Annotated in this window: 28 protein-coding genes; 9 read left to right on the top strand and 19 right to left on the bottom strand. The window is 52.1% G+C overall.

The features are described from left to right. Positions 1 to 5 precede the first annotated feature (5 nt). The 3 genes from DW350_RS05290 to DW350_RS05280 form a co-directional block, all read right to left on the bottom strand. A complete protein-coding gene (locus DW350_RS05290; RefSeq protein ID WP_115717876.1) occupies positions 6 to 1,241 on the bottom strand; it encodes an Nramp family divalent metal transporter in 1,236 nt (411 codons plus the stop codon). A 163-nt stretch (positions 1,242 to 1,404) separates the two neighbouring features. Further along, positions 1,405 to 1,833, bottom strand: coding sequence for a CBS domain-containing protein (locus tag DW350_RS05285; RefSeq protein WP_115717875.1), 429 nt, complete (start codon positions 1,831 to 1,833; stop codon positions 1,405 to 1,407). Positions 1,834 to 1,913: 80 nt separating this feature from the next. Then, positions 1,914 to 3,128, bottom strand: coding sequence for an MFS transporter (locus DW350_RS05280; protein ID WP_336406975.1), 1,215 nt, complete (start codon positions 3,126 to 3,128; stop codon positions 1,914 to 1,916). A gap of 153 nt (positions 3,129 to 3,281) precedes the next feature. Here DW350_RS05280 and DW350_RS05275 point away from each other — a divergent pair, with 153 nt between their 5' ends. The 3 genes from DW350_RS05275 (at position 3,282) to DW350_RS05265 (ending at position 5,594) form a co-directional block, all read left to right on the top strand. After that, on the top strand, positions 3,282 to 4,148 hold the full coding sequence (locus DW350_RS05275; protein WP_192954815.1) for a D-hexose-6-phosphate mutarotase: 867 nt from the start codon (positions 3,282 to 3,284) through the stop codon (positions 4,146 to 4,148). Between the two features lie 126 nt (positions 4,149 to 4,274). After that, the gene (locus DW350_RS05270) at positions 4,275 to 4,463 is read left to right on the top strand and encodes a hypothetical protein (protein ID WP_115717873.1); all 189 of its coding nucleotides are present in this window, start codon (positions 4,275 to 4,277) and stop codon (positions 4,461 to 4,463) included. A 171-nt stretch (positions 4,464 to 4,634) separates the two neighbouring features. After that, positions 4,635 to 5,594, top strand: a complete 960-nt coding sequence (locus DW350_RS05265; protein ID WP_115717872.1) for a VTT domain-containing protein — start codon at positions 4,635 to 4,637, stop codon at positions 5,592 to 5,594. 39 nt (positions 5,595 to 5,633) lie between these two features. Here DW350_RS05265 and DW350_RS05260 read toward each other — a convergent pair whose 3' ends face one another. From DW350_RS05260 to DW350_RS05235, 6 genes are all read right to left on the bottom strand, one after another. Next, positions 5,634 to 5,945: a hypothetical protein gene (locus DW350_RS05260; protein ID WP_115717871.1), complete on the bottom strand. Its 312-nt coding sequence runs from the start codon at positions 5,943 to 5,945 to the stop codon at positions 5,634 to 5,636. Between the two features lie 85 nt (positions 5,946 to 6,030). Next, positions 6,031 to 7,323, bottom strand: coding sequence for a two-component system sensor histidine kinase RstB (gene rstB, locus DW350_RS05255; protein WP_115717870.1), 1,293 nt, complete (start codon positions 7,321 to 7,323; stop codon positions 6,031 to 6,033). Between the two features lie 9 nt (positions 7,324 to 7,332). After that, complete coding sequence (gene rstA, locus DW350_RS05250) at positions 7,333 to 8,034, bottom strand: two-component system response regulator RstA (RefSeq protein WP_115717869.1); 702 nt, start codon at positions 8,032 to 8,034, stop codon at positions 7,333 to 7,335. A gap of 303 nt (positions 8,035 to 8,337) precedes the next feature. Then, entirely contained in the window at positions 8,338 to 8,700 is a 363-nt protein-coding gene (locus DW350_RS05245; RefSeq protein ID WP_115717868.1) for a RidA family protein, read from the bottom strand. A 94-nt stretch (positions 8,701 to 8,794) separates the two neighbouring features. Further along, positions 8,795 to 10,690 carry a methyl-accepting chemotaxis protein gene (locus tag DW350_RS05240; RefSeq protein WP_115717867.1) on the bottom strand — a complete coding sequence of 632 codons (1,896 nt, stop codon included), beginning with the start codon at positions 10,688 to 10,690 and terminating at the stop codon, positions 8,795 to 8,797. 355 nt (positions 10,691 to 11,045) lie between these two features. Next, complete coding sequence (locus DW350_RS05235) at positions 11,046 to 12,515, bottom strand: glycosyl hydrolase family 79 N-terminal domain-containing protein (protein ID WP_226911394.1); 1,470 nt, start codon at positions 12,513 to 12,515, stop codon at positions 11,046 to 11,048. Between the two features lie 158 nt (positions 12,516 to 12,673). On the opposite strand from DW350_RS05235, the gene DW350_RS05230 reads away from it, so the two are divergent. After that, positions 12,674 to 13,840 carry an N-acetylmuramoyl-L-alanine amidase gene (locus DW350_RS05230; protein WP_115717865.1) on the top strand — a complete coding sequence of 389 codons (1,167 nt, stop codon included), beginning with the start codon at positions 12,674 to 12,676 and terminating at the stop codon, positions 13,838 to 13,840. Positions 13,841 to 13,903: 63 nt separating this feature from the next. Here the strand turns inward: DW350_RS05230 and DW350_RS05225 are convergent, their stop codons facing one another. Both DW350_RS05225 and DW350_RS05220 read right to left on the bottom strand, forming a co-directional pair. Then, on the bottom strand, positions 13,904 to 15,145 hold the full coding sequence (locus DW350_RS05225; RefSeq protein ID WP_152032939.1) for a cytochrome-c peroxidase: 1,242 nt from the start codon (positions 15,143 to 15,145) through the stop codon (positions 13,904 to 13,906). 64 nt (positions 15,146 to 15,209) lie between these two features. Beyond that, positions 15,210 to 15,647, bottom strand: a complete 438-nt coding sequence (locus DW350_RS05220) for a hypothetical protein (RefSeq protein WP_115717863.1) — start codon at positions 15,645 to 15,647, stop codon at positions 15,210 to 15,212. Between the two features lie 256 nt (positions 15,648 to 15,903). On the opposite strand from DW350_RS05220, the gene DW350_RS05215 reads away from it, so the two are divergent. Next, positions 15,904 to 16,245 carry an EthD domain-containing protein gene (locus tag DW350_RS05215; protein ID WP_115717862.1) on the top strand — a complete coding sequence of 114 codons (342 nt, stop codon included), beginning with the start codon at positions 15,904 to 15,906 and terminating at the stop codon, positions 16,243 to 16,245. A gap of 31 nt (positions 16,246 to 16,276) precedes the next feature. Here the strand turns inward: DW350_RS05215 and DW350_RS05210 are convergent, their stop codons facing one another. The 6 genes from DW350_RS05210 to DW350_RS05185 form a co-directional block, all read right to left on the bottom strand. Then, positions 16,277 to 17,182, bottom strand: a complete 906-nt coding sequence (locus tag DW350_RS05210; protein WP_115717861.1) for a helix-turn-helix domain-containing protein — start codon at positions 17,180 to 17,182, stop codon at positions 16,277 to 16,279. 178 nt (positions 17,183 to 17,360) lie between these two features. Then, positions 17,361 to 18,227 (bottom strand): arginase family protein, encoded by an 867-nt coding sequence (locus DW350_RS05205; RefSeq protein ID WP_115717860.1) that lies wholly within the window; start codon positions 18,225 to 18,227, stop codon positions 17,361 to 17,363. 106 nt (positions 18,228 to 18,333) lie between these two features. After that, on the bottom strand, positions 18,334 to 19,233 hold the full coding sequence (locus DW350_RS05200) for a helix-turn-helix domain-containing protein (protein ID WP_115717859.1): 900 nt from the start codon (positions 19,231 to 19,233) through the stop codon (positions 18,334 to 18,336). 90 nt (positions 19,234 to 19,323) lie between these two features. Beyond that, positions 19,324 to 19,758, bottom strand: coding sequence for a hypothetical protein (locus DW350_RS05195; RefSeq protein ID WP_115717858.1), 435 nt, complete (start codon positions 19,756 to 19,758; stop codon positions 19,324 to 19,326). Positions 19,759 to 19,819: 61 nt separating this feature from the next. Then, a complete protein-coding gene (locus DW350_RS05190) occupies positions 19,820 to 20,578 on the bottom strand; it encodes a COG4705 family protein (RefSeq protein WP_115717857.1) in 759 nt (252 codons plus the stop codon). A gap of 85 nt (positions 20,579 to 20,663) precedes the next feature. Continuing rightward, complete coding sequence (locus DW350_RS05185; RefSeq protein ID WP_115717856.1) at positions 20,664 to 21,350, bottom strand: SDR family NAD(P)-dependent oxidoreductase; 687 nt, start codon at positions 21,348 to 21,350, stop codon at positions 20,664 to 20,666. 191 nt (positions 21,351 to 21,541) lie between these two features. Here DW350_RS05185 and DW350_RS05180 point away from each other — a divergent pair, with 191 nt between their 5' ends. After that, positions 21,542 to 21,925: a hypothetical protein gene (locus DW350_RS05180; protein WP_115717855.1), complete on the top strand. Its 384-nt coding sequence runs from the start codon at positions 21,542 to 21,544 to the stop codon at positions 21,923 to 21,925. Between the two features lie 11 nt (positions 21,926 to 21,936). Here the strand turns inward: DW350_RS05180 and DW350_RS05175 are convergent, their stop codons facing one another. Beyond that, positions 21,937 to 22,785, bottom strand: a complete 849-nt coding sequence (locus DW350_RS05175; RefSeq protein ID WP_115717854.1) for a LysR substrate-binding domain-containing protein — start codon at positions 22,783 to 22,785, stop codon at positions 21,937 to 21,939. A gap of 103 nt (positions 22,786 to 22,888) precedes the next feature. On the opposite strand from DW350_RS05175, the gene DW350_RS05170 reads away from it, so the two are divergent. Genes DW350_RS05170 through DW350_RS05160 form a run of 3 tightly spaced genes read left to right on the top strand, consistent with a single transcriptional unit; the run spans position 22,889 to position 24,148 of the window. Continuing rightward, positions 22,889 to 23,194, top strand: coding sequence for a carboxymuconolactone decarboxylase family protein (locus DW350_RS05170; protein ID WP_115717853.1), 306 nt, complete (start codon positions 22,889 to 22,891; stop codon positions 23,192 to 23,194). Positions 23,195 to 23,204: 10 nt separating this feature from the next. Beyond that, on the top strand, positions 23,205 to 23,612 hold the full coding sequence (locus DW350_RS05165; RefSeq protein ID WP_115717852.1) for a tautomerase family protein: 408 nt from the start codon (positions 23,205 to 23,207) through the stop codon (positions 23,610 to 23,612). Continuing rightward, entirely contained in the window at positions 23,612 to 24,148 is a 537-nt protein-coding gene (locus DW350_RS05160) for a DUF4865 family protein (RefSeq protein WP_115717851.1), read from the top strand. The genes DW350_RS05165 and DW350_RS05160 overlap by 1 nt, the downstream gene beginning before the upstream one ends. A 67-nt stretch (positions 24,149 to 24,215) precedes the next feature. Here the strand turns inward: DW350_RS05160 and DW350_RS05155 are convergent, their stop codons facing one another. Beyond that, positions 24,216 to 24,539, bottom strand: a complete 324-nt coding sequence (locus DW350_RS05155) for a YciI family protein (RefSeq protein WP_115717850.1) — start codon at positions 24,537 to 24,539, stop codon at positions 24,216 to 24,218. Positions 24,540 to 24,656: the final 117 nt, after the last annotated feature.

Below are 24,656 nucleotides of genomic sequence, written 5' to 3'. Positions count from 1 at the left end.
CTTTTTTACAAGGTAATCAATAAGTAGCCGTTTAAGGACACCACGACCAGCACGCAAAGCCAACCTAGGTTTTTGACAAAGCCGCGGTTAACCCACTGCCCCATCAATTGCTTGTTGTTGGTAAAAAGCAGCAATGGCACCAGTGCCAGAGCGATACCAAAACTCAGTACCACCTGGCTTGCCACCAGAATGCGGGTGGGATCCCAGCCAAGAGCAATAACCACCAACGAGGGCAACATGGTCAGCAACCGGCGCAGCCAAAGCGGAATGGTAAAATGCAAAAAGCCCTGCATAACCACCTGCCCGGCTAGGGTGCCCACCACCGTTGAAGACAAGCCTGCAGCAATCAGACTCAGCGCAAAAATGGTGGCCGCAGCGTCACCCAGTAATGGCTCCAGCATGGTATGGGCCTGCTCCAGCTCGGCCACGCCCTGATTGCCACTAAAGTGGAAAGTGGCAGCGGCTACCGCCACCATCGCCAGGTTCACAAACCCGGCTACCGCCATGGCAACCGCGACATCCCAGCGGGTGGCTTTTAAACTGTGGTCGACATCAATTTTGTGATAGCGCTTTTGTGTCAGCGCTGAGTGCAGGTAAATCACGTGGGGCATGACGGTCGCGCCCAAAATACCGGCCGCGAGATATAAGGCGTCGCTGTTTTTTATTCCCGGGATCAAGGCCCCTTTCGCCAAGGGTTCTAACGCCGGGCGCGAGATAAACAGCTCAACAATAAAGGCCGCTGCCACCATCAACAGCATGGCACCAATACATTTTTCTAGTAGCGGCTGGCCACGCCCTTGCAGCATTAAAATGGCCCAGGTCACTACACCGGTGAGTAAGGCGCCTTCCATCAGGCTAATGCCAAGCAGCAACTTAAAGCCGATGGCCGCCCCCACAAACTCGGCAAGGTCAGTCGCCATGGCAATAATTTCGGCTTGCAGCCAGTAAAACCAGACAAAGGCTTTGTGGGGCAGACGGTCGCGAAGATGTTCGGCAAGGTTTTTGCCGGTCACGATGCCTAACTTGGCGGAGAGCCACTGAATAAGCATCGCCATCAAGTTGGCCCACACCACAACCCACAGCAGCTGGTAACCAAACTGGGCACCAGACTGAATATTGGTCGCAAAATTACCCGGGTCGATATAGCCAATGGCAGCAATGAAGGCGGGGCCGAGCATGGACAGGCCCAACAGCCGTTTTCTGGCTCGGCCAAGCGCACCTTTTGGTACAGCATTATCCATGATGAACTCCACAAACCTGAAACGGCTTCACTATAGCCAAAGATGATAATGATTATCAACTGCAGTTAGTCGATTAACCCTATCGGTTTTGTGTCTTTCATATTGTCACCAGGCATGGCCCAGTGCCGTTTGTTGTTAACACTACACCTTTCAAGAGTGAGGGTTAAGCCGGGTCTTCCCCGGCAAACTTCTCGATACTGGCACGCATGATGTCTTTCCATGACAGCACACCAATCAGATGGCGGTTTGCATCCACCACCGGCAGGCAACTGAAATTATGTTGCAGCAGTAAAGACGCGGCTGACACCAGGTTTTGGTCGGCGCTTAAGGTTGGCACTTGCCGGGTCATCATTTGATGGGCCGGTTTTTTCAACAGCTCCCGGTCGAGATTTCGCTCGGCAGGGGTGCCAATAAAAGGGCTGGTGGCCTCAAGGTAGTCAATCAATGACACAAAGCCAGCAAAGGCATTTTGCTCATCTAGCACCGGTAGATGGTAGAAAGGGCGCTCGGCAAAAATATCGCCAATTTCATTAAGTGAGGTATCCATGTACACATAGATAACTCGGGTAGTCATTACATCGGCAACCGGCATAGCTTACCTCCGAAAATGGCGCTAACGCCCCTCTACTATAGATTAACGGCGCATCAGCCTTAGCCCCAGCACCACACCCATTACCCCCAATAGCGCGATATAGGCCACCGTCGCCATGGGATGCCATGCCACCAGCAGCGATACCAAGATGGGGTAAAGCCACCAAAGATGGCGTAAGCCAGGTTGTAAGAAAACGACAGTCCAGTAAAACGTACTGGCGCCGGAAAGGCCGATACCGCCACCACCGGCACCACGCCAACAATCCCCACCCCAAAGCCAGCAATGGCATAAAGCGGATACAAGGCCCCGGGCATTTGCGGCAACAGCCACATCATCAAGGCGTAGCTAATGGCAAGCCAAGCACTGAAAATGGCCAGCACCCGGCCCATACCAATGCGATCGGCAAGGCCGCCTGATACCACCGCCCCAACCATCACCGCAAAGGTGGCCACGGCATTGGCTTTAAACACCGCCACCGCGCCCAGGTGGACGGTATTTTGCAAAAAGGTGGGGGTCATCAACAGCACCACCACAATGGCACCGGTTAAAATCCAGGTTACCGCCATGGCTCTAATAATGCCGGCCTTGTGGTTTTTCAACAGCAGCTTGACCGGCAATTCTGAGGCCAAGGCTTTTTGCTGCTGCATCTGGGCAAACACTGGCGTTTCGTGCAGATATTGGCGCAAGTAAACCGACATCAAACCGAAGATGCCGCCCACCACAAAAGGAATGCGCCAGCCCCAGTCCAACAATACATCGGCAAAATGGCTGTTAATAAATACGCTCATTAACGAGCCCAACAAAATGCCGCCGACCAAACCACAGGATAAGCTGCCGCACGCCAGGCCAATATGGTGTTTTTTGACGTGTTCAGAGACAAAAACCCAGGCGCCGGGCACTTCACCACCAACGGCGGCACCTTGCAAAATGCGCATCAACACCAGTAACAATGGCGCCCAGTAGCCCCAGCTATCATAGGTGGGCAGTGCCCCAATCAGTAAGGTGGGCACCGACATCATGAAAATAGACAGGGTGAACATCTTCTTGCGGCCGAGCAGGTCGCCAAAATGCGCCATGACAATGCCGCCCAAAGGCCGCGCCAGATAACCGGCAGCAAAGATGCCAAAGGTTTGCATCTGCCGGAGCCATTCCGGCATGTCAGCCGGGAAAAAGAGGTGCCCGATCGCCTTGGCAAAAAACACAAAAATAATAAAGTCGTAAAATTCCAAGGCACCGCCCAAGGCGGATAAGGTCAGCACTTTAACGTCGCTGCGTGACAAGTTGCGGTCGGACACCCGTATTATTTCCTACAACAAAAAAAGCTAAGTTACCGGACGCTAACAGATTTTTATCAACCCGTCAGCGACATCGGATCTGTTAAGCAAATACACTTGTTCTTGTCGCTTGCACTTTGCAAAATGAAACAGCCTTTTTTCACCGGAGTTTCGATGAGCTTACCTGCTTCAGTAACGCTGCGCCGCAGCTCAGCCGACATGGCTTATCTGGATATTCACTCAAGCCTGTGTGACGCCCGTGTCTTTCTGCAAGGCGCTCATCTGGTGCATTTTCAGCCTAAAGAGATGAAACCGCTGTTGTGGTTGTCCGCCACTGAAGACTTTGCCAGGGGCCGCGCCATTCGTGGCGGAGTACCGGTTTGCTGGCCCTGGTTTGGCAACAACAAACCGGCAGCCGATGCCCCCGCCCATGGCTACGCCCGCACCAGCGAGTGGCAATTGGTTGACGTGGAAGACAACGCAGGGGAAATCATTATTGAACTGGCGCTGCCACAAGACGCGGTGCCAGAGGCGTATTGGCCTTATCAAAGTCAGCTGTCAATGGTGATGGTGCTGGGTAAAAAAGCCCGTTTGGTGTTAACCACCACCAACAGTGGCGACGGCACTTTTACTTTCACCCAGGCACTACACAGCTACTTTGCCGTACCAGACATTTATCAGGTGCAAGTCAGGGGCTTATCGGGCAGTAACTATGTGGAGTTTGGTGAAGGCCCATTGCTGCAAGAAGGCCCAGCCGCCATTCGCGGCGAAGTCGACCGCCAATACCTGACCGACAAACCGCTGCAGCATATCGATACCGGTGAAGGCCTTATCGCCGTTAAACGCGAAGGTAGCCAAAGCCTGGTGCTTTGGAATCCCTGGGTTGAAAAAGCCAAAGCCCTCAGCCAGTTCCCCGATGACGGTTTTAAAACCATGCTTTGCCTGGAAGCGGCCAATATTCGCGATGACGCTGTCACCCTGGCTCCTGGTGAGCAGCACAGCCTGGTGAGCGAATTTTACTGGACCAGCCAACAAGACTAGGGATGTGACCTTCATTCAAAAATCTGCTGCGGCCTTTATTCTTTGTTGATTAATAAAGGCTTAGCACTTGTTTACGCAGGGTGGATGTTTTACAACCATTGCAGGATTTTTATACAAGGAACCGTTATGTCCATCGCTTTAACCGTTATAACCTTGGCCGCCATAGTGCTGTTTGCCGTTGGCTATAAACGCCAGCGGCGCAATATGATGCTGGTTGCCACCTTACTGCTGCTGGGCAGTACCATTGGCCCCGATTGCGCCACCGCCTTTATTCAAGGTTTTCATCAAGGCATGGCCAGCGCCCTGCATTCATAAGCCGCTATTGCCACCAAACGCCGTGACGGCGTTTGGTGTTATTAACTTGCCCATGCCCTTTTACTAACGCACTCTCAGCTACTTTGTTTGTGCGATTACTTTATTCGCTTCCTTTCGCTAACCAGAGCCATACCGACTTGGTTATACTGCCTGCTAACCAAGGAGCCCAGCATGCGCGAAATTCAGCAACTTATTGAACAGCAAGGATTACTGCTGGTTTTCCTCAATGTTTTTCTTGAGCAACTGGGGCTGCCATTACCGGCTTTTCCGCTACTAATTGTGGTGGGAGCCATGTCCATGCAGGGACTGATTAGCTTACCTGCCGCCTTGGCTTTAGCCATTATTGCCTGCGTGCTGGCCGACAGCCTCTGGAACCTTGCTGGCCGCCGTTATGGCAGCAACTTGCTGCGCACCATCTGTAAGTTGTCATTATCTCAAGACAGTTGTATCAGTAGCGGTTTGGGCATTTACGCCAGTACCGGCCCCAAGGCATTGCTGGTGTCGCGCTTTTTACCGGGTGCGGGCGCCCTTTTCACCGCCATGGCCGGCATGCACCGCACCTCCTGGCTGCGGTTTTGGGCCTTTACCGGCACCGGCGCGCTGATTTGGGCCAGTGTCGGTTTAGCCATTGGCTTGGTGTTTCATGATGCAGTGGGTTCCATCCTGGCCGAGCTCAACCAGTATGGCCCTATTGGCTTTGCTATATTACTGGCCGCGCTGGCACTTTTTTTAGCGTACAAATACCTCAAACGTCAGCTGCTGGTGCGCCGCACCAGGGACGTACCCAGGATCACCGCCGAAGAACTCAATGCCTTGAGCCAGCAGGGGCTTACGCCGGTCATTATTGATGTACGTTCAAAATTGCCGACGTTAGAGCAAGGTATTCCGGGGGCACTTAGGGTATCGCTCAGCGATCCGATAGACGCCTTGGTCAAAGAGTTAAGTCAGGCCCCAAACGGGGTGGTGATTTACTGCACCTGCCCAAAAGAAGTATCAGCGGCGCTGCTGGCTAAAAAGCTGCATGACCATGGTATATCAGGCAGCATGGCGCTACTGGGCGGCCTGGATGCGTGGCAGCAGTATCGGCTTGGCGAACAAGAACCTAGCCTAAACGCCGAGGCCTGCTCATAAAAAAACCCCGCTGTTGCGGGGTTTCAATTATCAAACGGCTTATTTTTGTTCGGTTTTTTGAGACTCGGTGCTGCTTTTTGCGGCGTCGGTCTTTTTGGCGGTGGTTTTATGGGCCACTTTTTTCTTGTGGTGAGTTGCCTTTTTCTTATGGTGGGCTTTTTTCACCTTTTTCACTTTCGGCTTGGTATGGCTGGTTTTCTTTTCAGTCTTGCTGGCACTTTCTGCCTTTTTGCTGGTTGCGGCTTCGGTTTTCGCGGGGGTAGCAGCAGGGGCGGTGGTTTCAGCGGCAACAGCAGCAGCGGTGTTCAGAGCAAAAACGGCAGCCAGACCCAGGGGAATCAGTTTTTTCATTGTAATAGCCTCGGTAAATCGACGGGAGCCCATTGCTCCAACGAGGCCATTCTAGGGACAGAGTTCACAGCGCATCTGTAACGTCTTAGTGACGGTTTGTATCCGAATGTACAGGCAGCAATAGCTGAAAATGCGCCCCTTTCACACTGGGCTCCAGGCTAACTTGGCCGCCGTGTAACTGGGCAATAGAACGCACTATGGCAAGGCCCAAACCAATGCCGCCGGTGCGCCGGTCGCGGCTTTCATCCAAACGCACAAAAGGCTCAAAGATCCTTTGCGCCTGTTCGCTGGCAACCCCTGGCCCGTCGTCCAGCACCGACAAGGCAACGTCGGTGTCGGTACCTTCAATGCGAATAAGCACCTGCTGCTGGCCATAGCGGATGGCATTGCCCACCAAATTGTCCATGGCTCTATCCAGTAGCCGCAGATCGCCCCACCAATACAAGCTATCTTGGCCCTGTTGCAATGCTATCTGGTGTTTACCGCCCTGTGCCTGCCAGTCACTTAGCTTGTCTTTGGCCCATTGCACCAGCTCTATCTGCTGGGTATTGAGCGACAGCTCAGGCTCATTAAGCCGGCTGTAGGTGAGCATTTCTTCAATCAAATGTTCAAGGGCATCAATATCCCGCTCAAAATTGCTCTTATCGGTGTCCGGCAATGGTGGCTCTAACATGGCTAAGCGATAGCGCAGCCGTACCAACGGCGTGCGCAGTTCATGGGCGATGGCGTCGGTTAGCTGTTTACGCCCGGCAATAAGCTCCTGAAGCTGCTGGGCCATTTGGTCAAAGGTAGCGCCAATGCTGGCAAGGCCACTTTTGGGTGCAAGGGTCGCCCTGGCATCTAAATCGCCAGCGCCAAGGCGCTGGGCAGCGGTTGCTAACTGCTGCAACGCCCGCCAATGCGGGCGCATCCACAGCAAGATAGGCACCGCCAGCGACAACCCAAGTAGCACCAATAGCCCGACACTTAACCAATGCAACTCGTGCTGAAAATGCAGGTAAGGTACCGGGCCGATGATCAGCACCGAGTCGGTGCCAGGAATGCGTTCACGAAAGGTGGCGTCGTCTTCAACGATGACGATATTGCCGGTTTCCAAGAAATGAATATCGCCCTTAGAAAGCGGCTGGTTACCCAAGGTATCGGTGTGCAGGGTTAGATTAAGGCGATGACTGAAATCGGCAATTTTATCTGGCCATTGCGCTTTAGGCACCACCGCCAGCTGCTGGGCAAAACGGTCCAGAAAGTCTTGCATCAAGCCTTCAAGATAATGGTTGTTAGCCCGTTGGGCAGTGAACTGATAAATGCCGCCCATCAGCAAGGCGGCGATTAAAAAGCAGGCCACCACCAGCAAGTAAAACTGCACAAACAAACGGCGCATAAAGGCCCCTTAACCCCACTCATCCGGTACCAATAAATAGCCTTTTTGCCGCACGGTTTTAATGCGGCTGGGGGTATCGGCGCTGTCACCGAGCTTTTGCCGAAGCCTTGAGACTGCCACATCAATACTGCGGTCAAGGCCGTCATACTCGCGGCCTTTTAGCCGCTTAAAGAGCGCATCGCGCCCTAAAATTTGCCCGGCATGGCTGGCAAGCTCCCACAGCAGCTCAAAGTCGCCGGTGGTTAAGGTCACGCTTTGCGGGCCAAGGCGTACCGTGCGGGTAACAAAATCAATATAAAGGGTGCCAATTTGCAAGCGCTGGCTTGGCATGACCGCAATGGCCGCTGCCGGTTTGGTTTGGCGCAGTTGCACCCGAATGCGTGCCAACAGCACATTGGGGGGCGTGGTTTTTAAAATGTAATCATTGGCGCCCAACTCCAACCCCAATACTTGGTTCATGTCGCTATCAAGGGAAGTGAGCATCACAATGGGGCCGGTAAATTGCGCGCGCAATTCGCGGCACACCGACAAGCCATCCATGCCCGGCAACATAATGTCCAGCAGCACCAGATCAGGCTGTAGTTCAGTTACACGGGCTAACGCCTCGTCACCGCGCGGCTCTATCACCACCTCCATGTCATGTTTACCCAACCAGCCGGCAATTAATTGGCCAATTTCAGGGTCATCTTCCACTAACAAAATGCGGTGCATAATCCCTCCCGGGCTAAAGGTGCGCTTGCTTTACCGCTCTGGCGGCCAAACCAGCAGGCGCCTTGCTCTGGATGTTGCAGACGAACGACAAGCTGACTGTCTTTAAATTAAAAAATCTCAAAAAAGAACAAAATAAAAATCTTGATGCTACGACAAGATTTTCACCCGTCGCTTAACTGAGCGCTGTTACCGACAATCCTTAAGGACAAGTGATGATGGCACGGCGGTAAAAGGCTAGCCGCCCGTAACCGCTTTGCCGCCCTCAGCACTAAACAGCGCCAAGCATTGCTGGCCTTTTTAGGGTCACTTTGAAAAGTCGTCGCCAGCGGCGGCCACAAACGCCATTTCCAGCAGGTAGTGAGGGTCGGCCAATTGTGCTTTAACGCATGCCCGGCTTGGGGCGGTGCCAGCATCAAACCAAGCGTCCCAAAGCCGGTTCATGGCATCAAGCAGGGCAAAGTCGGTTAAATAGATGGTGACCGATAAAATGCGACCTTTATGGCTGCTAATTTGCGCCAATGAGGCCTCGGCTTGCCGGAAAATGGCTTGCACTTGGCTGTTGATATCGGTTTGCTCGCACTCGGGTACTTCCACAAAATGGGCAATGCCTTTAAAGACGGTGATATCAGACCAACGCGCGGTTGGGTTGATGCGGTGAATGGTCATGGAAAATGCTCAAGCAAGGAAGGTGGCCGAGGTTAGCGCAATTTGTGGCGCAGGCCAAAGGCAAAAAAATGCCGCCCAAGGGCGGCATTTTCGGTTAGAGGCGGAAGCGATTGACTTCAGATTCAACCTGGCGAGACAGCTCGTGTAGCACCTTGGCCTGGCTGGCTGCCTGGGCGCTTTCATCGGCCATGTCGTTAGCCACACCACGAATAGACTCGGTATTGCGGTTAATTTCACTGGTTACCGAGGTTTGCTCTTCGGCTGCCGAGGCTATTTGCGTGGCCATATCGGCGATGCTGGAAATGGCATCGGTGATTTGGGCCAGGCGCTGCTGGGCCGCGTTAGCGTCTTCAACGCTGGTATGGGCCAGGCTGTGGCCGCGCTCCATAATTTTCACGGCTTTGGCCGTGGTTTGCTGCAGGGTTTCAATCATCTGCTGAATTTCTTCGGTCGATGAATGCGTGCGCTGCGACAACACCCGTACTTCGTCGGCCACCACCGCAAAGCCGCGGCCCTGCTCGCCAGCCCGTGCCGCTTCAATGGCGGCGTTTAGGGCCAGCAGGTTGGTTTGCTCGGCAATGCCGGTAATGGTCGCCAAAATGGTGCTGATTTGCTGGGCATGCTGATTCAGCTCATTAATGGTGCCGGTGGCTTGTGCCACTTCCTCGGCCAGGTCTTGAATCGAGTGCTGGCTTTGCTGCACCTGCTGCTGGCCTTCTTTCGACAACGACACCGAATTTTGGGCAGCACTGGCGGTATTCTCGGCGTTACCGGCAATTTCTTGGGTGGCCGAGGCCATTTCGGTTACCGCTGTGGCCACCATGTTGACTTCGTCTTGCTGCACCTGCACCCGGCGGCTGCTGGCATGGGCGCCGTTGGCTACGGCGTCGGCCTCGGCGGTGAGCTTGACGGCAGTATCACGCAGGCGGCTGATAATGCCCTGCATACGCTCAACAAAGCGGTTAAAGCCACCGGCCAGGCGGGCAATTTCGTCTTTCGAGTCCACCTGAATACGCACAGTCAGGTCGCCCTCGCCTTCGGCGATATCTTCCAGCGCTACCGCCACTTTTTCCAAATTACGGAACATCACTTTAAAGAGCGCCACCAGTACCGCGATGAAAATCACCAGCAGTATCAAGGCAATGACCACTTGCTTGGTCACCAGTGAATACAAAGGCTGCATCAACACTGATTTGTTCATCACAAAGATCAGCGCCCAGTTGCTGTTGGGGATCCCTTGGGCATAAATCAGGCTGTTTTGGCCGTTGATATTGCCCTCGAACAGCCGGTTGTCCTGAATCATTTTATTAAGCTGGCTGCCTTCAAACATCGGGCTGATATCGGCCACAGCTTTGTTTTGCAGGCTGTCATCGGGGTGGGCAATAATTTTGCCCTCGCGGTCCACCATAATGGCGTAGCCTTTACCGGGCACCTGCAGCTCTTTGGTTTGGCTAGTCAGTTGATCCAAAGTCAAGTTACCGCCAACGGCGCCCACCACTTCCCCTGCAACACGTACCGGTTCGGAGATAATGATCACCATCTGCTTTAAGGTGGTGCTCATGATGGGGTCAGAAACCGCTAACTTACCGGCCGCCAGCGCGTCTTTGTACCAGCTTTTTTTACGCGGATCGTAGTTGCTGTTGTTTTCGTCCAGTTGCGGGTCTTGGCGAAACATTTGGCCTTTCTCGGTGCCATAAAAAGCCACGCCAAAACCACCGGCAGAAAAGGCCTGTGAAATAGCGTCGTAGGGGCTTTTGTCCGGGTTTTGCTCGAGCTTTTCGGTCAGCGAATGCAGCACCTTTTGACGGTCGCCAAGCCATTGCCCTACCCCTTTGCCGTAAGCACTGGAAAAGTGCTGCACGTCATTAAGCAGTGCATTTAGCGTCTGATCCTTGACCGAAATACTGGTTTCCCAAACCAGTGCAACCACAATCACAAAAACGGCGACAATGCTGATCCCCAGCAGTCGAGCGCGAAGAGAAAGGTTCATGGAATCTTCCTTATCTGAAGCAGTAATCACGTTAGGCAAAGCCATTGCCAAAACGCAGGGCAAGGTACAGAGGCAGATAGGCAGGACAAGCAGCTGAACGCCGACATACTCTCAAGCACAAACTTCAATATCGGCCTATTTTCGACGAACTAAAGAAATACTTTTCTTTCAGACGCTTAGCAAAAAACAAACAGCGCAATTTAAGCGACATTCAAAACAAAAGCCGTCACGTTAAGCGCCGTTAGTGAAGATATAGACATCTATATGTTTTTATAAATGCTTTATTAGTAATAATAAAATAACGGTAACAGCGGTATCAGCCAGGGGGTTTCCACCCCGAAACCCTGCTCTGGCGTCACCAGCCAAAACACCAAAAATTAATGCTGTAGGGCTTTACTTGGTCATACTTGGCAAGCCTTGGAAAATCCTTCAGTTTTACCTTACCGCCCTTAAATTTTGGCTCACTGCCGTTAATGCGGACTTTATTGTCGGTTAAGCGCTCTGCGGTCACTTCAAAGCGCTTTTTCTTAACGCCAAAGCCCTGGCAATCAACCCGCTTGCTGTTGGCCGACATGTTAATGATTAGCAAGGTACAGCGGCCTTTTTTATTGCCGCTGTGGCAATACACCAGCACTGCCTGGTCGTTACTTTTCACCTCCAGCACCTGCTGCCCCATCAGCTTTTGCCAAAGCCAACTGACCCAAAAATCGGGGTTGGGCTTTAAGGTATTGCGGTTCACCAGTGCGTAGTCGCCGCCAATTAAGCTTTGGCGCACCATCACCTTTTGCCCGGCGCGAGCGCCGCGGCCCAGTTGGTCGGCCCACCAAAAAGAGGAAGCAAAACGGTCCGATAGCCGTATCTGGCCACCACATTGCGCTGAACCGGTTTCACCTGTCCAAAGCGCGGCCTGGGGCTGGTGCTTATCACGCCAGTTTTTCAGCTGGCCAAGGTATTTTTCAAAGTCATTCAAGGCCGCTGGTGACAACACATTATTAAGGGTGGCCGACCGAGTTCTTACCGGCGAGCGCTGGCTTTGGAAGGGGTAATAATGCCAGTCCACAATATCGAGTTTTTCTGTTATCGCCGCTAAAAAGGAAGGGGTGATATTACTGATGGGTTTTAGGGCTTCGCCAATACGTGGCCAAAAGGCGCTGCCGGGGCCAGCCACTTGGGTGTTGGGACTAAGTTTGCGCACGGTGCGAATAAAAGTGTCGTAATCGGTGGCCAGTTTGCGGGCCATTGGCTGGGCCCTGAGGCCATAAAATGCCCAGTAGGCATTGAGCTCATTACCCAGCTCGCAAACCGCAATTTGCTGGCGGTGTTTCCGGCTATATGCGAGTAACTGACTGACCTCATCGGCTTGCCACCGGCCATGCTGGTGGCGTTTAAAAAGGCCATATTTAAAGGTAAAGGCTAGAGCCAGGTCGCAGCGCTGACAAAAATCATGCACCTGGTCCCAGGTGTTTTGGGTTAGCACCAGGGCACCAGGCTCATCGGCGGGCGCAGCAAAGTAATGAATATTATCCGCCTCTGAGCCGCCAATACGTAAATAAGCCGGTGCCAGCGCCTTGGCCAGTTTATCAAGCTTACTTTTCGTTAAATCCAGCGGTTCGGTTTTTTGGGTGCCTAGCCCTTTTTTACTGCCAAGGCTGCCTTCCCACCACAAGCCCCCCACCAGCACGGAAATGTCGATGGAGAACGACAAATAACGGGCATCGACTTGGGCAATGGGCTTGGTTTTATGCAAAGTGATGGTGACAGATTGCGAAGTAGAAAAACGGCCAGGGCGGCGTTTTGACATCCACGCCTTCATTGAAGTGATCATGCCTAGTCTCGCTGCCGACGATAACCGCAGTTTGGCAAGCTTCTATGACAAGCATGTTGCCAACATCCTTGCTTGGTCAGGGTATTAGACTCTGGGGCTGGATTTGCGGCAGGCAAATTGTTACGTTATCACACAGCTAGCAGAAGGGGTTAAGTAGTATGTCTCCCGAACACGGTGCGGCCCGGCGTCGTTTTATTCAAAAATTGCTTTTAGTGTCCGGCGCTTCACTGCTACCGAGTTACAGTTGGGCCTGGCAACCTCATAACCGCCTGATGGCAGTGCACAGCAAGACGGTTATGGGCCAGCTGGCCCTCACCTTTGAACTGCCCCATCAGCCCCACTACCACATCTTTACCCTCAAACATCCGGCGCGGTTGGTGGTGGATTTTGACCAAACCGACAAAGCCTGTGACCTTGAAGCGTTGAAAAAGTCAGGGCTTTTTAAAACCGTACGCTGGGCTCACCACAAAGATGGCAAGTTACGGTTGGTGTTCGAACTGGCAAATGCTGGCGCCGATATTCACTACCACAGCAAACGCGAACAAAGCGGTGCCACCTCAAAAATGGTGTTAACCCTGTCGGGTAAGGGCGTCACCGCCGCCTTGCCGAGTAAACGCCGCGATATCGTTATCGTTATTGACCCCGGCCATGGCGGTAAAGACCCCGGCGCTACCGGCAAACACGGCACCCACGAAAAAAACGTGGTACTGGCCATTGCCCGCAAACTAAAGCGGCAAATAGACCAAACCCCGGGTTTTAGAGCGGTAATGACCCGCGACAGTGACCGTTTTATTCCGCTGATGGACCGCGTCAAAATTGCCCATCGCCACAAGGCCGATGTGTTTGTGTCTGTCCATGCCGACGCCTGCACTGACCGGCGGGTAACCGGCTCTTCGGTTTATATTTTGTCGGAAAAAGGAGCCAGTAGCGTTATGGCCCGGCGCTTGGCTGACCGGGAAAACAGCGCCGATCTCATTGGCGGCATTTCCCTTAAAACCAAAGACAAAATGCTGGCAAAAGTGCTGCTGGATTTATCGCAAACCGGCACCATTACCGCCAGCGCCAACCTGGCTGAAGACTTGATAGGAAAGTTGGCGCAGCATGAAAAAGCCCTGCACCGCAACGTGGAACGCGCCGCTTTTGTGGTGCTCAAATCCCCTGACATTCCCTCAGTGCTGGTAGAAACCGCGTTTATTTCCAACCCACGGGAAGAAAAGCGCCTGCGCACCACTGCCTTTCAAAACAAAATCGCCACCTCCCTGCACCAGGGGCTAGTGGACTATTGCCATACCCATATTTCAGAACAAGAGCTGATGCTCAGCTAAACCGCCAAGATAAGGTGCCCTGATGGCTGGTACTTCCCTCGCCGCCGTCAGGTGCACCGCCTTTTAATAAGGTTTGGGTGCCTTGGTGAGCTTCGCCGATAACGGCGCACTGTTTAAGGTATCTAAAAAGGCAATTAAATCCGCTTGTTGCTGCTTGCTCAGCGGCGGTACTAAATCAGCGGTGCCATCACGTTTGCCTAAATAATGGCCTTTAATACCGGCCTTACCCTTGGCATAAAAGGCCATCACCGCCTGTAAAGTCGCAAACCGGCCATCGTGCATGTAAGGGGCGGTGAGCGCCACATTACGTAAGGAAGGGGTTTTAAACGATCCCAGTTGTGATGTTGCCGGTGGCAAAAACTGCAAGCGCTGGCGCGCCTTGGCATCGGCTGCGTCTGCAAAGGGGCCCTTGGCATTAAAGACATCGCCTTTGAGTTGGCTGATACCGGCCTCGCGACCAGTGTCATGAAAATCGCGCACCGCCAACCCTAAGTTATGAAACTGGCCGTCGCTTAACATCGGGCCCGAATGGCAATCGGTGCACTGCCCTTTGCCAACAAAAAGCTTTAAACCGCGTTTGGCTGCGGCAGATAAAAAACCTTTAGTGGGTTGATGCTGCTTTAATGCCGTTACAAAGCGGTCAAAGGGTGATTGGCCTATCACCAGCTTGCGCTCATAGGCCTCAATGGCTTTGCCGACATGACTAAAAACAAGGTTGGCCGCCATTTGGTCTTTAGCCGACATTGCAGCCCAAGCCCTATTAAGGGCTGAGTGAGGGTTTTTATCCGGGCGCGCATGGGCGGGAAAGCGCGCCAAATCGTTAACGCCTTGGGGCAATGGACCAAACACCAATTGATAGTGTTTGCGCAGTTGCGGATCGCTGGCTATGACATGCAGCACATGCAAACGGTCGGTGCCTGCTTCAACCGGATTTTCCATCGGTTGCAATGCTTGTTCCCAGAGCGAATCAGCACAGCCGTCCCAAAACTGCCAGTCATTAAGAGCAGCGTTTAATACCGTTGGTGCGTTGCGGGTGCCAGTGCCCATGCCTTTTGCAATAGGCAAGCCATCGGTAAAGGCGTGATTAGGCTGATGACAGCTCGAACAAGCCTCGTTGCCGTTGCCCGAGAAACGTTTGTCGTAGAAGAAATGCTGACCCAAAAGGGCTGTTTTCGCGTTTGCCAGCAAACTGTCTTTTGGCAACGCCGGGGCTTTGGGAAGCGGCGATAAACGATAAATACTTTGTAATTCGGCCTTGGTGTAAGACACCTGAGCCAGTGCCAGCGGTGAGCTAAGGAAGGCCATTATGCAAATCCCTGCCACCTTAAGGTGGCGGCTTCTGGACTTGTTATTCAACACCGCTGACTCCTTATTTACCACAACAAGGCAAGGTGAATTCGGCGGTGCCGCCTTGTCCTTTATCTGTCACGGTGACATCAAGCGTCCATGGCCCACGCATATGAAAAAACAGCCCTGACACCTTCGCCAGCCCCTGCTTAAGGTCAATTTTCGGGGAAGACTCCATGCCATGGGCAAAACCCACTTTACGGCCATGTTTCATACCGGCTTTAAGGCTGAGCTTGGGGCTTTTTAGTAGCACTGACGGATGCTTGCCATCAAAAGCTTCAATAGACACCCCAAAATACTGCTCAAAGGGAATATCCTTCGGCACGTTCTCGAGCTTGACTAAAAATTGATGATGACTGGTATAGGCGGTTAATACTTGGCTGTCGGCATTAGGGCTGGCGAAAGCCAAAGCGGGTGCCAACAGTGTGGCCAGCAAGGGCCAAGTTAAAAGGATTTTCATCTGTTTTCTCAAGGTTACGCAGCGGCATATATGATTTGTTATAACATCACTATCACACCGACAAAAACTGAGTAGAACAAGCTGTGATCCCGCTCACCCCTGTTCACTTCCAGTAGTACATGACATAGATCTCATTATGAAAATAGCAGCCGGGAAATGTCGCTATTGGCCAAGCTGCTGTCGCAGTCAGCTAAGAATTTGCTGCAATTAAGGATTAACAATAAGTCTGCGAGTCAATTAATAAGAGGGGTTTAGCATGCATACCATTGCTTTTATCTTTAAGAAAAAAAAGGGCATGTCACTGGCAGAGTTTCATTATCACTATGCCGTTATCCATGGCGCTTTTGGTGCCGCTTTGCCGGGATTAGTTGAATATACTCATTACCCTGTTCGCCCAGTTTCAGATGCCGATGCTCATATGCACGACGAAGCAACCCAGGGCTTTGAGGGCTTGTCGATTTACAGTTTTTTTGATGAAGAACATGCGAAAGCAGCTTGGAACTCTGTGCAAAATAAAGCGCTGCAAGAAGACACTCTGAGATTTATTGATTTAGAAAGTATGATCACACTGCCTTTAGTTAAAAGAACCGTACTTTAAATTTAATAGCCGTCATAATGGCGGCCATTTTTTAGTGGTGTAAACTGGCAGGCGTACGAGAATAATATTTTTTAAACAAACGATAAAAATGGCTAATATCAGAGAAGCCACACTCAAAGATAACGTCAATAACCTTGTTACTTTTATTTTCTTTTAAAATATTAAAACAACGTTCCGTTCTCTTAAACCAAAGCCAAGTATTAAAGGTAGTTGCTCTTTCTGAGAAAAGTCGATTCACTGTTCTAACGGAAACGCCAAAAACATTAGCCACTTGAGCCGCTGATAGGCTAGTGTCTTCCAGATGGCGCTCGATATACGCCTTGATATCATGAAGTTTTTTATCGTGCCCGCTATGTGTCGGTTGGCGCTGATTCACTGCCGCATAGAGAAAAGACAACAACGTTTCCTCTATCAAGGGATCGCCATTTTCTGCACTGTGGTTCCGCATCATGTCTTTGATGGCATTGCCACCAAATCGCCCGTGTGGCGATGTTCCGGCTAAAGAAATGGCAGTAAGGTGCTGTATTTCCGGGCGTCCACAGGCAATAATACGGCTAGGTACTTTTATTACCGTGGTTTGGTGTTCTGAAAGAAAATCCAGTTCAAAAGGCGCACTTGCTTTATAAAAAACCACATCACCTGAAATTAATTCAACCTGCCTGCCTTCCTGCTCAACTCTGGCAATACCAGTGTTGAGCAACATAATTTGATAGTCATCGGTAGAATCATTTTCAATATGAGAATCACGGCGAGCATAGCGCATGGGTACAGAGCAATTATAATGTGCCCCGGTCATGGCTCCTAAAGATTTTGAAGAGACAAAACCACTAACAGGTTGATTACTCTTGTTTTCACATGAGACAGGTACATAGGTATCGCTAATTAAATGTGCCCATTCGTCAAAATCAACCGACGTTATTTTTTCGGAAACTGTCATGTTAATCTCTTCAACAACTGCCTGATATAGCTACAACCATCATCTCTTTGCATGATTGAAATGGCTACTGCTTTTTTTGGATGTTGTGACTTATATAGGAAAATTTTATCTTACTAAAGCAATAAAAAAAGCCTCTACGAACAGAGGCTTTTTATTAAAAATATTTATAAAAAGCTGTTTACAGTTTTTTCAGCAATGGTAATTTTTCCAACATATTTTTTAGCGCCATAGCACTCCAGGGTAAATGTTCGGTTATGCCTAAACCGACCACCTCGCCTTCTTTTGCTACCGCAGTTAATACATTAACGACATCTGCAATGGTTAATTGCCCTTGCGCAATACCGTCAAATTCATCTCCAGCTTGCGGTTTTGAAAATAGCAGCGACTGAAATTGACCGGGATCTAATACGTCCAAATCCAGGTGTATAGCCAAGTGCTTAGCGCCCGTTGCCTTGAACCATTCAACCACCGCCTGGCTACCTTGTTCACGTAGCTGCTCAGGGCCAATATTTTTAAGACCCAGCTGTAACATGCGCTGCTGTTCCCAGTCGGTCGGTTCATTAACACCGACATAGCACACTTTGTCAGCGTTAATGGGCGCTTTAACCTGGCCGCTAAAGGCGCTGTCGCCCTTGCCAAGCAGGTTACCCAACACCATCGCATGCGCATGTTCAAACTGTTGCGGCGTCATAATATCGGGATGCGCATCAACCCAAAGTACGGCCAAGTCATCCTGATAGCGTTCGTTCAAATAGGCAAATGGCGCCAAATCGACTAAACAGTCACCGCCCAACACCACAATGCTTTGTGGGTTGTGCTTGTCAATCAGCGCCCGGGCATTAGCGGCCTGGGCCAGCAATTGATGACGGGCAATTAAGCCTTCTTCACAGGCTAAAGCCACACCATCCGGCTTCGGTACCGGCACTTCTTCGGTAGGGCCATCATGCTCAGGTGCTAACCAAGCCAACAGCTGCGCACCCAAGTGATAAAGCTCGTTGTTACCACCCTGCCACTGAGGGAAAACTAAACGCAATGTCTGACTCATTTCAGCCTCCTAACCACAAACCCATGGTGAGTAAAAAACTGATAGTGCGTCAGTAGCAGCCTAGTCGCTTTGTTAATTACGCCAGATATTTTGCTACCAACGCCAGTTACAGCGACGAGATGAGTTGGCGGGGAGAAACCCCATAGGCCGCTTTGAATGTGCGGCTAAAGTGAGACAGGTTAGTAAACCCAAAGGCAAAGGCAGTTGCAGTAACCGAGTCGAACTGGCCAAGCAGTATAGCCCGGTAGCTACGTTCTAAACGCTTCTGCAAAAGCCAGCGCCCAAAGGTCGTGCCGCGGCGGGCAAAGAGCCGGTTAAGGGTACGGGGTGATAAATACACCGCTTTGGCAACCACCTCTTGGGTTAAGGCAGCATCGTCAAGGTTACTAAGCAGAAAATGCTCAACACGCTGCCAGCTTGAACTATGTTGACTGTGGCTAACGGTAAGGTCGGTACTGCTAAAAGCCGTATTAAGTACATCCAAAAAGGCGGGTAATAGCGGTGTACCTAAGTGCGACTCAAGCTGCCACGCCTCTGTGAGCAAACTGGCTGACAAACGCCCCAATGCAGAGTCGCCTTGCAAGGGACGGCCTAGCCATTTAGCAATATTTGGCATGTGACTTAGCGCCATATTGCGAGGCACCGCCAGCACCAGTTGGTTATCGCCTTGCGGAAATTGGTAACCATAAGGCTGTGCGCTGTCGATGATCACCAAATCGCCTTTTTTCTGCAGGCAGCTTTGTCCTCTTTGGGTCAGCAGGGCCCGCTCACAAAACGACAAGGAGATAAAGAACTGGCCAGCACCCTCGTCATGGCTGTGATAAGCAATGGGGTGCGACTGGATCCGGGTAATAAGGCCAGCACCAAAGTCACGGGTTTTTACTTGGCCTTGAAACACCCCTGCTGCAAGCTGACGATTAACGGTTTGCTGGTAAACCTTACCGACGACATCCTGCCAAAAGTCAAAGCGTTCCGTTGCTGTTACCTGTTGAGTGGAATACTCCATGCTTTGCCCTTCTTAGCGCACAAACAAACTTTCAATAGAGCCAAAACAGTAGCAAAATGTGGCGCCAAGCGTTAGCAAGCACTAACAGCATTAGGCAATTTTGCGGTTTGCTACTCGCCCGGCAAGGTAGGTAGACACAAACAGCAGCACCGGCCACAGCAGCCAACCTGGCAGCAACCAGGGGCTGGTTTTTAGGGTGGCAAACAAACCCTGCGCAGGCGCGGCTAACACCAACAGATAAAAATAGGCGCCGACGCACAGCAGCAATGCATTCAAAAACCATGCGTTAGGCGCAAAATGGCCAAGCCAAATGCCCACCAGTATCGACAGCAAACCGAAGGCCAGCAGGCTTTCAATCAGGTTTAATACCAGCATCGCCAACTGGTGATGCTGGCCAAAGAGCGCAAAGTAACTTTGCGGCACCGCGACCGCTGCCAGCAGGCTTTGTAAAAAGCTGCCCATTACCGCCAGCACCACACCCACCGCGATCACTCTGACCGACTGCTTAAAACGCGCCCACCACATGACCATTCCTTATCAATGCCTGTTGTGGTCACTATAAAGGATGCCTGGCGGCCTAGGGCTATTAATGCGGGGTTTTTGCCGGGCGCTGCGGTAAAAAGGTGATCAGCAGCAGCACCGCAATTAACAAGCTGCCAGTGGCGGCAAAGCGGCTAAGTGCCAGGCCGCCGTCGTCAACGGGTTTATCAAGAAAGTCCCCCACTACCGCACCGAGGGGCCGGGTCAGCACAAAGGCCAGCCAGAACAATAGGGGTGGCGAAAAACGGCTAGCAAAGCGCAGCGCTACCACCAGCAGTAAGGCGCCGCCAAAAATGGCGATGCCACCTTCATAACCAATGCCTGCGCCGTCAGCCGTCCAGTCGCCAAGAGCGGTGCCCAGGGTTTGTGAAAAGGTAATGCTGAGCCAGTAAAAACCTTCGGCTGCCGGGCCTTTAACCGACGCCACATTAATACGGCCAAGGCAGCGCTGCCAGGTGACCAAGGCCATCACCACCAATACCGCCAGCAGCAGTGAACCACCGGCATACCCCAGACCCAAAGAGCGGGTAGCAAAATCCGATAAGGTTGTGCCCAAGGTGGTAGAGGCAATCAAGGTTGCCCAATACAAAAAAGGCCGAAAGCCAGTACTGGCAATGTGTTGCCATAGCAATAGCGCAAACACGGCAACAAAAAGGCCGCTGCTGGCAAGATAGCCCAGCCCCAATGACATAGAAACGCTGTCGCCGCCGGTTTCGCCAAGGGTGGTTACCAAGATTTTGATAAGCCAAAACCCCAGGGTAATAGCAGGCACCTTGGCGAAGGCATCATTGTGGCTGTTATGCATAAAGGCTCTCACAAAATATCAGAGCATGGGTTATCTCTGGCCAGCCTGAAGGCGAGATTAAGTCGGCAATAAAAAGGCAGCGCCGCTACCACGGCACCTGGTTGCCGAAACGGTCGAGGTACTCAAGGCCGGGGCGGCTTTGCTTGTCGATAAGCACTTGAACAATAAGCGGCACGGTTTCAGCCAGGGTATAGGGGGCTTTAGCGCCGCCTAAATCGGTTTTTATCCAGCCTGGCGCCATCAGTGCCAAGGCGCGTTCTGGCCCTTGCTGGCAGGCAAAGCTTTTCATCAACATGTTAAGGACCGCCTTGCTGCCCCGATATACCGGCCTAAGGCCATTGTCGTTGTTGGTAAGACTCCCCTGCCCTGACGACATGGCGCCAATCAAGCCGTCTGCCTTAACCTTGCCAGTAAGCTGTTCAACCACCCGCATTGGCCCCAAGGCATTGGTTACCATCACCTCAATAAAATCGTCGGTGGCCACCTCACCAATGCGCTGGTTAGGGTCGCGGTTGGTGATGCCAGCGTTGACAAACAACATATCAAGCTCGCCGTCCTTAAGGCGGTTAGCCAAAGCACTAATTTGTTCGCTGTTGCAGATATCAAGCGGCTCAATACGAAGACGGTTGGGGTATTGCTGCCCAAGTGTGTCAAGGCCGGTTGGCTTGTCACCCCTTTTGGTACCAATTACCTGCCAGCCGTTAGCAATAAACTCTTCTGCCATGGCCAAGCCAAGGCCCCGGCTGGCGCCAACAATCAGTGCGGTTTTCATCTAGCCACCTCTTTACTTGCGATGGCATACACCTTAGCCCGAGGCAAAGTGCCGCAGAAGGCGCCGCACTTGCACTTATAAATTGCACCAAACGCCATAGCTGGCAGAAGTGGCGTAATGTGCGCCAGCACACTGACAGGGCTATAAAAAACGCTAAGGTAGAAAGTAGGAAAATGCCTAAAGGGAATGCCATGAAAGCCATGATGCATGTTTTGATTTGTTTTGCCTTGGCCACCAGTGCCACGCTACACGCCGCCAGCCTGATGCCGCAGCCATGTTCGGCTAATTGCATTAAAAGTGCGGTGGTTAATGGCTACCTTGAGCTGAGCTGGTTAGGAAAAACCGGCCAAGTGCAAAAACGCTTTCACTATGACATAGCCCATGCTGACCAAAACACCTTCACGGCCAAACCTCTACCCAGCCAACAAGCTAGCAACGGCAACGCTATTAACAGCACCCAGTACGCCTTTAATCAGCCACATCAGCATGTGGTGGTGACAGTTATTCAATACCGTAATGCCAATGGCGAGATCCTGGACGTAAAATCTTCTGCCGTGCAGTTTAGCCGGCCCTAAAAGGCCGACAGCTACAGGCTGTGCACCGAATCCAGTAAACAGGTTTTTAGCGACAACGCCGCATCAGAAGGCGCTTGGCTGCTGGTGAGCATTGTAAGTGCTAATGGCGGCAATGGCGGCAACCCTGCTAATACCTTTAAAGCCGTTGGTACCCCCGCCCGGGTTCTGACCGTAATGCCCAAGCCCGCCTGCACCGCGGCCCAAATACCGGCCAAACTGCGGCTGGTCATTACCACTCGCCAGCGAATACCGGCTTTATCCAGCGCATCCAGGGCTTGCTGACGAATAAGACAGGGCGCCTCAAAAAGCACCAGCGGTAGCGGTTCTGTTAGCGCAGTATCCGGCCGGCCAAGCCAACAAAGAGGAAAAGACTTTATTAGCTCGCCGCCGTTATGCCCCCCAGGCTGTTGCCAGGCCAAAGCAAGGTCTAGTTGCTGGTTGTGCATGGCCGCCAGTAAGTCGCCATTACGGTTAACCTGCACTTCAATTTCCACGCTGGGGTAAGCGCGGTTAAAACGTGCCAACACCTCGGTGAGTAATGATTCACCAAAGTCTTCTTGCAACCCCAGCCGCACTTTTCCTTCAAGCTGATTTTGGCCAAGGGCCAGCACCGCTTCGTCGTTCAAGGCCAACAAATGCCGCGCATAAGACAGTAATGACTCACCAGCCGGTAGCAATTCCAGGCCACGGCCAGCCTTTTTAAACAGCCCCTGGCCCAGCTGCTGCTCTAGCTTTTTAAGGTGGGCGCTGACCGCCGAAGTAGAGCGGTTTAAGGTCAGTGCCGCCTGAGCAAAGCTACCCAGTTCAACACCAGCAACAAAGCTGCGTAACGCTTCCAGATCCAGAGTGATTTTACGCAAGGCATCGATCCTGATTTCAAGGACAATTAATACAAAACATTCCGATATTCAAAACAGATTACCGCCCTTAGGCTAAGGCTGTCCATTACCTAAGGAAAACAGCATGACAAAGTCTACTTATGGCCAGCAGAGCTTTGGCCAAACGGCTCCCACTTTTGCCAACCTCACCGACCGTGTGCTTTTTGACGAGGTTTGGCAAAGCCCCGGTTTGCCACCACGGGAACGCAGCCTGGCCACTATTGCCTGCCTTATTGCGCTTAATCGCCGTGAACAGCTGCCCTTTCACATTGAAAAAGGCCTGGAAAATGGCCTGACTAAAGACACCCTCGGCGAGCTTATCAGCCACCTGGCTTTTTATGCGGGTTGGCCTTGCGCCGCAACGGCAGCCACCGTGTTGGCCCAATACTGAGGAGAACAGCATGCCTTTTACCCGCATTATCAGCCCACAGGGCCGCTCTGAAAGCGAGCTAGAGCGTATCTCTGAGGTGCTACATCAAGCCTTGGTTAGCCACTTTGATGTGCCGGAAAAAGACCGCTTTCAGGTCATTGAGCAGCCCCCTAAAAATCACTTGCTGTTTGACGCTGACTACCTAAGCGAAAAGCCGCGCAGCGCTCAGCAGTTACTGTTTCAAATTACCGCTGGCAAGCCACGCAGCGACGCCACTCGCGAAGGGTTTTATCAAGAACTCACCAAACAGCTGGCAGCCACTGTTGGCCAGCGGCCAGAGGACGTGATGGTGATCATTACCAGTAACAGTGCCAGCGAATGGTCCTTTAGCGGTGGCCTGTCGTTACCAGCAGCACTTGCAAGCAAGGTGTCTGCCTGATGAGCGCCATGCAATACCACATCAGCCTGCCCGCCGACTACGATATGGCCATTATCAAGCGGCGTATTACCGACAAGGGCCACCTGCTTGACGGCTATAGCGGCCTGCATTTTAAAGCCTACCTCTATAGTGGTGGCGAGCAGGCGAAGAGTTATGCGCCTTTCTACCTTTGGCGCTGTAGCGAAGCTCTTAGTCGCTTTGTAACGGGTAGCGGTTTTGCCAGTTTAGAAGCGGCTTTTGGCAGGCCCCGCATCGATACCTGGCAGCCGCTGGCAACGCATATAGGCCCGCAGCTAACAGCAGCCAATTACGCTGTTAAAAAAGTACAATTAGTGGCGCCTGACCAGGCGTTGGCAGAACTGTTGCAACAGCAGCTTGATTGGCAGGATAGCCACGCCGATGCTCTGGCCAGCATCAGCGCTTTTAACCCCCAAAACTGGACGCTAATGCAGCTGCAACTGCTGCGCGACAAGCCGAATGTGGTCAGTGCAGGTGAAAGCGTCTTTCACTGCAGCTATGTTGCGCTGGGTGCCTAGAACCATAAAAGCCAGCGTCAATGCTGGCTTTTTAACGTCGCCTGTCAGGCGCTATCGACCAGTCTTCTTAAGGCTTATTCAATACCTCGGGCAATTCGCTGGGGGCGTATGCTGCCAGTTCACCGAAAAACGGTTGCCACTGTTGAATATCCAAGGCGTCAATGAGCCCTTCCCGGCTGAATGGGTCGGCCGCCACCAAGGCTTGCACCTCGCCGGCATCATTGGCGTTAAAAATCAAAAAGCCGGCGCGCCGGGGCGTGCCCACTAGTGGGCCAGAAGCAATGAGCTTGCCCTTCGCAATAAGCCCTTTTAGATACTGCACATGCTCCACCACAAACTGGCCCCACGCCGGGCCGTCGGGGTGGTCCATCCTGACCAGATAAATCGCCATTTAAGACACCTTTGTTGTGAAAAAGGCAGCCTAAGCGCAGGCGTTTAACCAATAAAGGGCGCCTAAGTTGTGACGCTAACAACTTAGGGTTGTAGGCGAAAAGACACTGGTTCGACG

It is taken from the genome of Gallaecimonas mangrovi, from assembly GCF_003367375.1.
Classification (GTDB): Bacteria; Pseudomonadota; Gammaproteobacteria; order Enterobacterales; family Gallaecimonadaceae; genus Gallaecimonas; species Gallaecimonas mangrovi.
Note: the sequence above shows the minus strand (reverse complement) of the source record. Positions and strands in the feature narration are given on the sequence as shown.

Excerpts from the sequence above, each read along its gene's own strand:
- DW350_RS05285 (WP_115717875.1), bottom strand. The coding sequence starts at position 1,833 with ATGCCGGTTGCCGATGTAATGACTACCCGAGTTATCTATGTGTACATG.
- DW350_RS05215 (WP_115717862.1), top strand. The coding sequence starts at position 15,904 with ATGCATACCATTGCTTTTATCTTTAAGAAAAAAAAGGGCATGTCACTG.
- DW350_RS05240 (WP_115717867.1), bottom strand. The coding sequence starts at position 10,690 with ATGAACCTTTCTCTTCGCGCTCGACTGCTGGGGATCAGCATTGTCGCC.
- DW350_RS05165 (WP_115717852.1), top strand. The coding sequence starts at position 23,205 with ATGCCTTTTACCCGCATTATCAGCCCACAGGGCCGCTCTGAAAGCGAG.
- DW350_RS05155 (WP_115717850.1), bottom strand. The coding sequence starts at position 24,539 with ATGGCGATTTATCTGGTCAGGATGGACCACCCCGACGGCCCGGCGTGG.
- DW350_RS05275 (WP_192954815.1), top strand. The coding sequence starts at position 3,282 with ATGAGCTTACCTGCTTCAGTAACGCTGCGCCGCAGCTCAGCCGACATG.
- DW350_RS05260 (WP_115717871.1), bottom strand. The coding sequence starts at position 5,945 with ATGAAAAAACTGATTCCCCTGGGTCTGGCTGCCGTTTTTGCTCTGAAC.
- DW350_RS05180 (WP_115717855.1), top strand. The coding sequence starts at position 21,542 with ATGAAAGCCATGATGCATGTTTTGATTTGTTTTGCCTTGGCCACCAGT.
- DW350_RS05190 (WP_115717857.1), bottom strand. The coding sequence starts at position 20,578 with ATGCATAACAGCCACAATGATGCCTTCGCCAAGGTGCCTGCTATTACC.
- DW350_RS05235 (WP_226911394.1), bottom strand. The coding sequence starts at position 12,515 with ATGATCACTTCAATGAAGGCGTGGATGTCAAAACGCCGCCCTGGCCGT.
- rstB (WP_115717870.1), bottom strand. The coding sequence starts at position 7,323 with ATGCGCCGTTTGTTTGTGCAGTTTTACTTGCTGGTGGTGGCCTGCTTT.
- DW350_RS05245 (WP_115717868.1), bottom strand. The coding sequence starts at position 8,700 with ATGACCATTCACCGCATCAACCCAACCGCGCGTTGGTCTGATATCACC.
- DW350_RS05210 (WP_115717861.1), bottom strand. The coding sequence starts at position 17,182 with ATGACAGTTTCCGAAAAAATAACGTCGGTTGATTTTGACGAATGGGCA.
- DW350_RS05185 (WP_115717856.1), bottom strand. The coding sequence starts at position 21,350 with ATGAAAACCGCACTGATTGTTGGCGCCAGCCGGGGCCTTGGCTTGGCC.
- DW350_RS05225 (WP_152032939.1), bottom strand. The coding sequence starts at position 15,145 with ATGGCCTTCCTTAGCTCACCGCTGGCACTGGCTCAGGTGTCTTACACC.
- DW350_RS05200 (WP_115717859.1), bottom strand. The coding sequence starts at position 19,233 with ATGGAGTATTCCACTCAACAGGTAACAGCAACGGAACGCTTTGACTTT.
- DW350_RS05270 (WP_115717873.1), top strand. The coding sequence starts at position 4,275 with ATGTCCATCGCTTTAACCGTTATAACCTTGGCCGCCATAGTGCTGTTT.
- DW350_RS05170 (WP_115717853.1), top strand. The coding sequence starts at position 22,889 with ATGACAAAGTCTACTTATGGCCAGCAGAGCTTTGGCCAAACGGCTCCC.
- rstA (WP_115717869.1), bottom strand. The coding sequence starts at position 8,034 with ATGCACCGCATTTTGTTAGTGGAAGATGACCCTGAAATTGGCCAATTA.
- DW350_RS05195 (WP_115717858.1), bottom strand. The coding sequence starts at position 19,758 with ATGTGGTGGGCGCGTTTTAAGCAGTCGGTCAGAGTGATCGCGGTGGGT.
- DW350_RS05265 (WP_115717872.1), top strand. The coding sequence starts at position 4,635 with ATGCGCGAAATTCAGCAACTTATTGAACAGCAAGGATTACTGCTGGTT.
- DW350_RS05230 (WP_115717865.1), top strand. The coding sequence starts at position 12,674 with ATGTCTCCCGAACACGGTGCGGCCCGGCGTCGTTTTATTCAAAAATTG.
- DW350_RS05160 (WP_115717851.1), top strand. The coding sequence starts at position 23,612 with ATGAGCGCCATGCAATACCACATCAGCCTGCCCGCCGACTACGATATG.
- DW350_RS05290 (WP_115717876.1), bottom strand. The coding sequence starts at position 1,241 with ATGGATAATGCTGTACCAAAAGGTGCGCTTGGCCGAGCCAGAAAACGG.
- DW350_RS05220 (WP_115717863.1), bottom strand. The coding sequence starts at position 15,647 with ATGAAAATCCTTTTAACTTGGCCCTTGCTGGCCACACTGTTGGCACCC.
- DW350_RS05205 (WP_115717860.1), bottom strand. The coding sequence starts at position 18,227 with ATGAGTCAGACATTGCGTTTAGTTTTCCCTCAGTGGCAGGGTGGTAAC.